Origin of the sequence: Flavobacterium sp., from assembly GCF_050696275.1 — a bacterium.
Classification (GTDB): Bacteria; Bacteroidota; Bacteroidia; order Flavobacteriales; family Flavobacteriaceae; genus Flavobacterium.
In genome coordinates, this window is record NZ_JBOGUT010000004.1 from 139,702 (window position 1) to 150,251 (window position 10,550).

A 10,550-nucleotide genomic window follows, 5' to 3' on the forward strand; every position below is an offset into this window, starting at 1 on the left:
AAATGGAAAAAATTAAAATTACAATTGTAGATGATCATTTATTGTTTTCTCAATCGTTATCTTTTTTAATAGGTTCTTTTAAAGAATTTACTGTAATTGGGAATTACAATAATGGGAAAGAATTCATCAATTCTTTTTCGGAAGAAGCAGAAACACCTGACATCGTTTTACTGGATGTCAACATGCCAATTATGGATGGACATGAAACCATAAAATGGCTCAAAGAAAATAATCCGGGACTTAAAGTTCTTGCCCTATCCGTTAATGATGACGAGGACACTATCATGAAAATGATTACCAACGGAGCAAAAGGTTATTTACTGAAAGACACCCATCCAAATACTTTTAAAGAAGCGCTGCTGGAAGTGTTTAACAAAGGTTTTTATTATTCCGAAATGGTTTCCGGATTTTTAATCAATAAACTGGGCAACAATGAAAACAAGATTACGCTGAAAGACCGCGAAGTCGAATTCATTAAACTAGCCTGTTCCGAAAAAACATACAAAGAAATAGCTGACGGAATGTGTTTAAGTCCTAAAACAATAGATGGCTACAGAGAAAATCTATTTCAAAAACTGGAAATAAAAACCCGAATAGGTTTGGTGCTGTATGCCATTAAACACAAAATTGTCTGTATCTGATTTATCCTTCTTTATTGGCTAACTGGCCACAGGCAGCATCGATATCCTTTCCTCTGCTTCGGCGTACTTTAGCCACAATATCATTTTGCTCTAACGCCCTGATATAATTGTCGATAACCTCAGGTGAGGCTTGCTGGAATTCGCCGTCATCAATAGGATTATATTCAATCAAATTGACTTTGCAAGGTACATGTTTACAGAATTTAACTAACGCATCAATAGCTTCTTTAGAATCGTTGATTCCTTTCCAGACTACATATTCATAGGTAATTTTACTTTTGGTTTTTTTGTACCAATATTGCAGTGCTTCGCGCAATTCAGTCAATGGAAAACTTTTTGTAAACGGCATGATTTCATTTCTTACTTCTTCAATTGCCGAATGTAACGAAACAGCCAATTTGAATTTTACTTCATCATCAGCCATCTTCATAATCATTTTTGAAACACCCGAAGTAGAAACCGTAATTCGTTTTGGAGACATTCCCAACCCTTCCGGCGAAGTGATTTTCTCAATCGCTTTCATCACATTAGGATAATTCATCAAAGGTTCTCCCATACCCATGAAAACAATATTCGATAACGGATGGTTATAATATAGCCTGCTTTCTTTGTCTATAGCGATTACCTGATCATAAATTTCGTCCGGGTTCAGATTTCGCATTCTTTTCAGTCTTGCTGTAGCGCAAAAATTACAGTCCAAACTGCAACCCACCTGACTCGAAACGCAGGCAGTAGTTCTTGTGTTTGTAGGGATCAAAACACTTTCTACGATTAATCCGTCGTGCAATCGGACAGCATTTTTTACTGTACCGTCAGTGCTGCGCTGCATCGTATCTACCTTAATATGGTTGATTACAAAATTCGCTTCCAGCATGGCACGGGTTGATTTAGCCACATTTGTCATATCTTCAAAACTGTGTGCTCCCTTACTCCATAACCATTCATACACCTGATTGCCGCGAAAAGCCTGATCGCCATTGGCAACAAAAAAATCCCGCAATTGTTCTTTAGATAATGCTCGTATGTCTTTTTTCTCGATTTGCATGCCGCAAAGTTAGGGTAATTTTTCTAAAATAATATTCTCTAAAACTAATACGTCCAAAGCGGACTCCTGAAACAACTGCAATGCGTCTTCGGGAGTCTCAACCATAGGCATCCCTTTACGATTCAAACTGGTGTTCAGCAACACGGCCACGCCGCTCAGATTGTAAAAAGCGTTAACTAGTTTTGCGAACCGCGGATTCCAGCTTTCATCAATGGTTTGCACTCGGGCGGATCCGTCTTTGTGCGTTACATTCTTTAACTCCTCCAGATATTCCGGTTTGGTTTTGTCTACTAAAATCATGTACGGACTGTTTCTTCCTTTTTCAAAATAGTCTCCAACTTTATCTTTTAATACTGCAGGAGCAAAAGGACGGAAATCTTCCCTAAATTTAATATTTCTGTTAATATGGTCTTTCAGATTTTCAATCCCGGGATGGGCCAAAATACTTCTTCTGCCTAAGGCTCGGGGGCCAAATTCCGAACTGGAATGAAACCAGCCCAGCGTTTTTCCATCAAATAGTTTAGCCGCACAATATTCCAGTAACGCTTCTTCTGTATCAAATTCTTTTTGGACATACTCCCGAACCTGAATGCTTTCTAGTGCTTTCACAATCTCTTCTCTTTGATACATCTTTCCGAAACAAGTACTCCCATCAGAATTCATTTTGGGCTTACCAAGATAGTCCAGCCATCCGAAAAAAGCACAACCTAACGCTAAACCATTATCTGCAGCGGCGGGTTCTATATAAAGGTTTTCAACAATGGCTTGGTCTATTAATTTGGCATTGGCCACAGCATTAAGAGCCACACCTCCTGAATAACATACATTTTGATGTGGAAATGCTTTTATCCTATAACTAAAACATTGCAAAACAGCTTTCTCTACCTGTTCCTGTGCCCAACGGGCTACATTCGCATAATAACTGAAATTCTCTTTAAAATAGTCATATCCTTCGGACGGATTGGTAAAGTGTTCTCTCCAGGAATCTTTCACATAAAGCGATTCGGATTTGAATTCAAAAGCATCAAAATCGTAAATTCCTGTTTCACCATAAGGAGCCAACCCCATAAGTTTGCCTACATCATCCATATCACCAAAAACATACCCGCTTACCGAAGCATAAAAACCGCCTATAGAATGTTCCGTTGTAGGAAGTGACAACGACGCTTTGTCAAAGGTGGCCATTGTACTGAAATCTTTATAAAGGGGTTGTAGTTTTTGCCCGTCAAAATGATAAAAACTTTCTTTTTCGCATTGCATTTGGTTTTCCTGAAGAAATTCCGGATCTATACTGTCTTTTTGTTCCGGATGCAAATGGAGAAACTGATCCAATGGGCTGCCGCATCCGTCTATAACCATCACATGACATTCGGAAAAAGGTGCCGTTCCAACAGCACTGTAGGCATGTGCCAAATGATGCGATATATTGATGATTTCAGGAGTTTCAGTGCCTGAAAAAATTCTTTTCCCTTTAAATTGGTTTCGCTCCGGAATATTAAAATTCTCACACTGCACTACCAGCGAAACGTCTTTAAGCTCAATTCCTTCAGCATCCAGGCAATATTGAATGGCTAATGTGTCATTCCCGCCATCGTGCTTGATCCTGCTCAACCTTTCTTTCTCAATGGCAACACAAATCTGCCCGTCTTTTAGTAATACGGCCGATCCGTTGTGGGAAAGTCCGGTACCTATTATGTAAATTGGTTTGTTCATCAATTATTTTAAAAACGGTCAATTTACAAACTATTACCGTAAACCGAATGTTCCAAAAGAAGATTAACGCCAGAATCAAACATTGCTGACTGACGCTTAAAATAAAAGCGATAATTTAATAACTTTGATCCCTAATTAAAAAAGAAGAGTTACATGCATTTCCTTTCAGATGATTTAGAAGAGTACATCGAGCAGCATTCAGAAAACGAGCCTGAATTATTAGCACAGTTAAATAAAGAGACTTACCAGAAAATTTTGCTGCCACGAATGCTGAGTGGTCATTTTCAGGGACGTGTTCTGAGTATGCTTTCTAAACTGATACGTCCGGTAAATATTCTTGAAATAGGCACTTACACCGGTTATGCTTCATTATGTTTGTGCGAAGGAATGCAGGAAAACGGACAATTGCATACAATTGACATCAAAGAAGAACTGATTGATTTCCAACGAAAGTATTTTGACCGGTCACCATGGGGAAACCAAATCGTACAGCATCTTGGCGAAGCGGTTGACATCATTCCAAGTTTAGATAGTACATTCGATTTGGTTTTTATTGATGCCGATAAGGAAAACTACATTAATTATTTTAATCTGATTGTCCCGAAAATGAATAAAGGCGGAATTATTTTATCTGATAATGTTCTGTGGTCCGGGAAAGTAGTACAACCCTTGAAACCGAACGACCTAAGCACAAAAATCCTCTTGGAATACAATCAACTGCTAAAAAACGACCCAAGGGTTGAAACCGTTTTATTGCCTATTCGTGATGGGTTAACGGTAAGCCGCATTCTATAATAGCCCAGATGGAAACGGCATCCTTTTTCCCGTTTCTTTAACGGGGAAAAGATAGAGTGGACAGCTGGAAAAAGCTCCTAGAAAGAATCAGGGAAATATTTTTGTTCGGTCTTCCTGTATAATTTATAAAAAGCAAAACCGAATGTAGCACCAACCACATAGCCCGCCAATATATCTCCAGGATAATGTACCCCGATATAAATACGGCTGTAAGCAAAGATCAGCGGCCATAAAAACAATAAAAACACATACTTGAAGTGTTTCTTCAGAATCAGGTAAACGAACAGCGTCGTTGCCATAGAGTTTGTCGCATGACCGGAAAAGAAACTGAAAGTTGGTGTGGTGTGCAAAATCCTTATGACACCCACTAAATCCGGGTTATTACAAGGACGGATCCGTTGTACAGCATATTTAATCAGATTGGTAAACTGGTCACCTACCAACACCAGCAATGCGATAAAAAGAAGTATCATTAAGCCGTTTTTCCAGCCTTTCTTTTTAAAAATCAAATAGAAGATAATCAAAAAAACGGGAGCCCAATGCAACTGTTTTGTTGCAACCAGCCAAAATCCGTCGAAAAGAGGATTTCCAAGACTGTTTAAATAAATAAAAAGATTCCTGTCTAATTCCTGAAGACGTTCCAGCATTACAATTGACGTTTTATTGGTCCGGTCAAATCATCTATGTTTTCTTTAACCTTATTGATTTCTGATGTAATATCCAATGGATTTTCACCTGTATTATCCGAAACCATTTTGTTAAATCCTTGCTTTACATTATCAATTTCTGACGTAAAATCACTGGTCATTGATTTTATATCAATATCATTTGATTCTGCACTGCGTTGAATTTCAGATTTTATATCGTTTGTGGCATTTTTCAACTGTGCCATAGCTTTTCCTAATGTTCTGGCTATGTCCGGTATTTTATCGGAACCAAAAAGCATTAGCGCAATGAAAATAATCACAATTAATTCGCCACCACCTATTCCAAACATTTTGTTTTAATTTTATAAAGTTCTAAGACTGCAAAGTTACTTAAGTTTTACCTTTTATTGGTCAAATTTCGATTTTACTTCTCCTTTTGGCCAAGCATTATTGGTCACATCAATATCAGCGGTTTCTTCTTTCGGGTCAACCATAATTTTCTTGATGATTTTTTGTGTAGCAAAAGTCCTTGACACTTCTGCATCGTTCATATTCCAAATTTGAGCAGGGAATTTATGGTTTTCAGTCGTACCGTCCTCAAAAGTAATTTCAACAATAAGCGGCATAACCAATCCGCCCGGTTTATTAAAAGTTACCTGATAGAAATATTTTGGTTCTTGTAATTTAGCTCTTTCTTCCTCGGAAAAAGTAGCCTGTACATATTCATTCAATGTCTTTACTTCTTTGACTTCTAATTTTTTATTCATTTCCGTTTTGAAATCAGGGCTTTCACCCGAAATCATATACACCAATGGCCCTGAATTCTTAAATCGATTTCGTCTGTTTGCCTGTTGCGGCTGAAATCCTGCCGGAGCTTCATTACTGACAAAAAACTGTTTCACTTCTTTAATACCTATATCATTATAATCGGTAGTATAAAACCATCCGCGTACAAACCAGTCTAAATCGACTCCAGAAGCATCTTCCATGGTTCTAAAGAAATCTTCAGGTGTTGGGTGTTTGAATTTCCATCGGTTAGCGTATGTTTTGAAAGCATAATCAAACAATTCGCGCCCCATAATTGTTTCACGCATAATATTTAAACCCGCTGCCGGTTTTCCGTAAGCATTATTCCCAAATTGTCGAATACTCTCAGAATTCGACATAATAGGCTCTAATCCTGATTGGTCACCGCTCATGTAAGGAACAATTAATTTTGCCGGCCCTCTGTCTACAGGAAATGCAGCTTCCCATTCGATTTCGGCTAAATATTCCATAAAAGTATTTAATCCTTCATCCATCCATGTCCACTGACGCTCGTCAGAATTAACAATCATCGGGAAAAAGTTATGCCCTACTTCGTGGATAATTACGCCAAGCATACCGTATTTTACTCTGTCTGTATATTTCCCGTCTTCATCAGGTCGTCCGAAATTCCAGCAAATCATAGGATATTCCATCCCTTGATCCTGTGCGTTTACAGAAACCGCTTTTGGGTATGGGAAGTCAAAAGTGTGGCTGGAATAACTTTTCAAAGTATGCGCTACCGCTCTGGTAGAATATTGTTCCCAAAGCGGGTTTCCTTCTTTTGGATAAACAGAAGTAGCCATAACCGTTTTTCCGCCCAACTTAACTGCCATCGCATCATAAATGAACTTACGGGAAGTTGAAATTCCAAAATCCCTAACGTTTTCAGCTTTAAATTTCCAGGTTTTCTTTTTATCTGAAAACCCTTTTTCAGTAACCATCGCTTCTGCTTGTGTCACTATAATCACAGGGTTCTCAAATGATTGTTGTGCCTGTGCATATCTTTTTACCTGTTCCGGCGTGAAAACCTCATTTCGATTTTGCAGTGTTCCTGTCGCCTCCATGATGTGATCCGCAGGAACTGTAATATTTACTTCATAGTTACCAAAAGGCAATGCGAATTCACCATTTCCCCAAAACTGCATATTCTGCCAGCCTTCTACATCGTTATAAACGGCCATTCTTGGGTAAAACTGGGCAATAACATACAATCTGTTTCCGTCTTTAAATTGCTCATAACCGGAACGTCCTCCGTCCACCATATAATTATTAATGTTGTAATTCCATTTTATGGTAAAAGACATTTTTTGTCCGTGAGGCAATGGTTTTTCTAAATTAATACGCATCATAGTTTCATTAACCGTATACGAAATAGGATTTCCTTTAAGGTCTTTTACATATTCGATTTTGAAACCTCCGTCAAATTTTTCTTCCAAGTATTTTCTTGAAAAGCCCCGAGCACTTATAGATTGATCTACTTTAGAATTTTCAACCAAAGGTGTTTTTGATGTTTTTGCTAATATATTCTGGTCCAGCTGAATCCATAAATAGTCTAAAGATTCTTTAGCATTATTGGTATAGGTAATGGTTTCTGTACCAAATAATCTGGCATTTTTATCATCCAGTTCTATATCCATTTTATAATCAGCCTGCTGCTGATAGTATTCTGGCCCTGGCGCTCCTGAAGCAGTACGGTACATATTAGGCGTCGCTAACAAATCATACATTTGCCTGAATTTGTTTGTGTCTTCGTGACCTTGCGCTCTTTGTTTTGGCGTTTCTTTAGCCACCTGAGCGAATAAAGAAGAAGAGAATACCAGCAAAAACAACAAGTTGATAGTAGTGTTTTTCATAACGGAAAAGTAATTTTCGAACGATAAAAATAATTAAATTTATCGAAGAACAAATTCAAATCAAGGTTTTAACAAACCTTTCACATTATCAACCGTTATCAAGAGGCTTTGTTTTTTGTTGTAAATATTGGCTTGAATGATATTTTGCTGATCGTCATTTAATTCCAGCAGTGCGGTGTTCTGGATTTCGAAAGATTTTATTTTTGAAATGTCTTTGATGTTATAATAACAAATCAACACATTGCCTTCCATTTCCTTGCTCAGGTAATTTATCGGTTTACTCTGACCGTTTATTTTAATGGAAAGATTTTCCAACAGGTATTTTTTCATTAAAGCAACATCTCCCGGAGATTCATTTGCTTCTCCCAAAAATGTCTTCCTTTTGTTTTTTTCTTTGAGAACAGTGTTCAAATCATCCACAAAAATCCGTGAAGTTATCTGAATCATTTTTTTTTCCTGTACATAATTGATCTGATAGATAGACACATAAAATTTATGCACCGCAAAAGCAGAAAGGCCTACAAATAACAGGATTGAGACAGAAATAAAAAGGGATTTTTTCATGCCATAAAAATATTAATTCTTTTCAGGAAATACCATCTTTTTATACTTTTCAGCTAATTCTCCCAATAAAAAAGCAGTCAATGTCGTGTTTTTAGATTTTAATGCTTTGACCAACTTCTCGTCATCGAGAGTAAAAATCTGAAATCCTTTGACATATTCTGCAGGAATTCCTAACTTTTCAACAAAGAAAACATCTTCAAACATATGAGACAATCGTTCCTGCAATCGTTCTCTTGTTTCTACTGCAACTTCTTTTTTAAGCATTGCTGTTCGCCCTGAAATTGCATTTAATAAAGGATCAAGACCCACAGAACCACCCATCATCCCGCCGGCATTTAAACTTGCAAATGGAGCACTGGCCGTTCTCAGTCTTCTCTGTGCCGGTGTATAGGATTTTGTTCCTTTTGGAATAATTCCCAACGAAACCGCATTTATCTCCGAATAATTTTTAATGACAACCTCGTCCAGCTGATTCACCTGAGGTTTCAATTTCATAAAGAACAGGTTTTCTGAAAAATCGGATGGTCTCAATACAATTTGAGTTCCTTTGACCAATACTCCGGAAAACATCAATGTGTCTGAAGGTTTTGCCAAAATAGAAAAAAAACCACTGTTCCCTGTCAGCGTGTTTTTTTTATTCGACAAATTAATTACATGAATACCGTCAAGATTCGATGCCTCAGAAATCACTTTCCCTTTCAACAGCGTTTGAGAAAAAGCAGCTTGAGAAATTAAAATTATCAGCCAAACGAAATTTATATTACTCATCATTTTTAATCGTTTTTATGAATTCGCGAGCCAAATCAATGAGTAAAAAACTAGTCATAGCCTTATTTTTTCCAGCTACGCTTTGTCTTATATTAAAATTTTCAAGCGCAAATATTTTGAAACCTGAGACAAAATCAACAGGGATTTTTAATTTTTCTGTAAAAAAAGAGTTTTCAAAATCCTTATCAAGTTTCACCCTTAAATTCTCTTTATTTTCAACTATCAAATTTTGTAAAACGGTGGCTTTTCTTTTTGAAGAATCATTCAGAAAAGAATCAGGACTGTTAATCCCATCGATAATCTTATTAAGCTGATAAGCTGACAACGCGTTTTTCACTTTCAATTTACGTTGTATGATTGAGTAGACACGAACATCTTTATCTACAATTCCCATTTTAACTGTATTAATTTCTGGATAATTTTTTATAACCACTTCAGACAATTCATTTTTCTTTTGAATAAGAACCACCACAAATTCACGTTCAGAAAAATCACCTGGCTTTAAAGGCACTAACTCCTCTTTGAATTTTTTACTACTAAAAAACAAAGTATCACTGGGTTTAGCTAAGATTTTAAAAAAACCATCCTTGTCGGCTAATGTGTGCTTCTTATTCGACAAATTTAACACTTCGATTCCCTCTAAATTAGGAGTATCCGAAACTATTTTCCCTTTTAAAGTTAGTTGAGAAAATGCATTTTGAACGAACATAAAAAAAGAAAAGAGTAAAATTTGCTTCATACGATTAAATTACGTTGTAAAAATAGAAGCCCCTCTTCCCAATTTATTATTAAGGCCTTGGTAATTTTTTGTTAATTATAATTTTTACCTTTGATACACTTATAATTGAAACGTAAAACAATGAGCAAAAAAATCATACTTGCTAGCACCTCTACCTTATATAACGGGGATTATTTAGAATACCTGTTACCTGTCTTATCAACACATTTTGAGAATTGCAAAACCTTGCTTTTCATTCCGTATGCCAGACCCGGAGGGATTTCCCACGAAGAATATACAGCAAAGGTCAGTCAGGCTTTCGCCAAAATAAACATCGCTGTAAAAGGCATCCAAGAATTTGAAAGCCCAGTACTGGCCATTCAGGAAGCTGAGGCTATTTTTACAGGTGGAGGAAATACTTTTTTACTGGTTTCTCAATTGTACCATTATCATTTGATCCCTATCTTAAAAGAAACAATCAACAATGGAACTCCTTACTTAGGTACAAGTGCCGGAAGTAATATTGGAGGTTTGACCATGAACACTACGAATGATATGCCAATTGTTTTACCAGAAAGTTTTACTACTTTGGGGTTAATTCCATTCAATTTAAATCCGCACTATTTAGACCCAATCGAAGGTTCAACTCATATGGGTGAAACACGCGAGACCAGAATCAACGAATTCCACACGATAAGCGCTATTCCTGTTTTAGGATTACGTGAAGGAAGCTGGTTGGAAGTTTATGGAGAAAACATCATTATTCGCGGCCAGTTGACAGCAAGATTGTTCAGACAAAATGATCTTCCGGTAGAAATGGCCCCAAGTGAAAATTTAAACTTTTTACAATAAAAAAAGCCTCAAACAATGTTTGAGGCTTTTTGCAGAGCGGAAGACGAGGCTTCTCGTTGAACTCAACGAGACGACAACCAGCTTAAAATAAAAAAACCTCAGACTTTCGTTTGAGGTTTTAGCAGAGCGGAAGACGAGGCTTCTCGT

11 protein-coding genes are annotated in these 10,550 nt (G+C 37.1%); 3 read left to right on the top strand and 8 right to left on the bottom strand.

The features are described 5' to 3' along the window. Positions 1-2 precede the first annotated feature (2 nt). The gene (locus ACRDEC_RS04030) at positions 3-641 is read left to right on the top strand and encodes a response regulator transcription factor (protein ID WP_431497049.1); all 639 of its coding nucleotides are present in this window, start codon (positions 3-5) and stop codon (positions 639-641) included. A gap of 1 nt (position 642) precedes the next feature. Here the strand turns inward: ACRDEC_RS04030 and rlmN are convergent, their stop codons facing one another. Together rlmN and ACRDEC_RS04040 are read right to left on the bottom strand one after the other, a co-directional pair. Continuing rightward, complete coding sequence (gene rlmN, locus ACRDEC_RS04035; RefSeq protein WP_431497050.1) at positions 643-1,686, bottom strand: 23S rRNA (adenine(2503)-C(2))-methyltransferase RlmN; 1,044 nt, start codon at positions 1,684-1,686, stop codon at positions 643-645. Positions 1,687-1,695: 9 nt separating this feature from the next. Next, positions 1,696-3,399: a carbamoyltransferase family protein gene (locus ACRDEC_RS04040; protein ID WP_431497051.1), complete on the bottom strand. Its 1,704-nt coding sequence runs from the start codon at positions 3,397-3,399 to the stop codon at positions 1,696-1,698. Positions 3,400-3,552: 153 nt separating this feature from the next. Here ACRDEC_RS04040 and ACRDEC_RS04045 point away from each other — a divergent pair, with 153 nt between their 5' ends. After that, positions 3,553-4,194 (top strand): O-methyltransferase, encoded by a 642-nt coding sequence (locus ACRDEC_RS04045; protein WP_431497052.1) that lies wholly within the window; start codon positions 3,553-3,555, stop codon positions 4,192-4,194. 77 nt (positions 4,195-4,271) lie between these two features. On the opposite strand, the gene ACRDEC_RS04050 is transcribed toward ACRDEC_RS04045, so the two are convergent. Genes ACRDEC_RS04050 through ACRDEC_RS04075 form a run of 6 tightly spaced genes read right to left on the bottom strand, consistent with a single transcriptional unit; the run spans position 4,272 to position 9,572 of the window. Further along, complete coding sequence (locus ACRDEC_RS04050; protein ID WP_431497053.1) at positions 4,272-4,841, bottom strand: phosphatase PAP2 family protein; 570 nt, start codon at positions 4,839-4,841, stop codon at positions 4,272-4,274. Then, entirely contained in the window at positions 4,841-5,191 is a 351-nt protein-coding gene (locus tag ACRDEC_RS04055; RefSeq protein ID WP_431497054.1) for a Sec-independent protein translocase subunit TatA/TatB, read from the bottom strand. The genes ACRDEC_RS04050 and ACRDEC_RS04055 overlap by 1 nt, the downstream gene beginning before the upstream one ends. A 54-nt stretch (positions 5,192-5,245) precedes the next feature. Then, the gene (locus ACRDEC_RS04060) at positions 5,246-7,501 is read right to left on the bottom strand and encodes a M1 family metallopeptidase (RefSeq protein ID WP_431497055.1); all 2,256 of its coding nucleotides are present in this window, start codon (positions 7,499-7,501) and stop codon (positions 5,246-5,248) included. Between the two features lie 60 nt (positions 7,502-7,561). After that, a complete protein-coding gene (locus ACRDEC_RS04065; protein WP_431497056.1) occupies positions 7,562-8,065 on the bottom strand; it encodes a DUF6702 family protein in 504 nt (167 codons plus the stop codon). 12 nt (positions 8,066-8,077) lie between these two features. Beyond that, the gene (locus ACRDEC_RS04070) at positions 8,078-8,836 is read right to left on the bottom strand and encodes a hypothetical protein (RefSeq protein ID WP_431497057.1); all 759 of its coding nucleotides are present in this window, start codon (positions 8,834-8,836) and stop codon (positions 8,078-8,080) included. Then, positions 8,826-9,572: a hypothetical protein gene (locus tag ACRDEC_RS04075; RefSeq protein ID WP_431497058.1), complete on the bottom strand. Its 747-nt coding sequence runs from the start codon at positions 9,570-9,572 to the stop codon at positions 8,826-8,828. The genes ACRDEC_RS04070 and ACRDEC_RS04075 overlap by 11 nt, the downstream gene beginning before the upstream one ends. Before the next feature lie 120 nt (positions 9,573-9,692). Here ACRDEC_RS04075 and pepE point away from each other — a divergent pair, with 120 nt between their 5' ends. Next, the gene (pepE, locus tag ACRDEC_RS04080; RefSeq protein ID WP_431497059.1) at positions 9,693-10,403 is read left to right on the top strand and encodes a dipeptidase PepE; all 711 of its coding nucleotides are present in this window, start codon (positions 9,693-9,695) and stop codon (positions 10,401-10,403) included. Positions 10,404-10,550 lie beyond the last annotated feature (147 nt).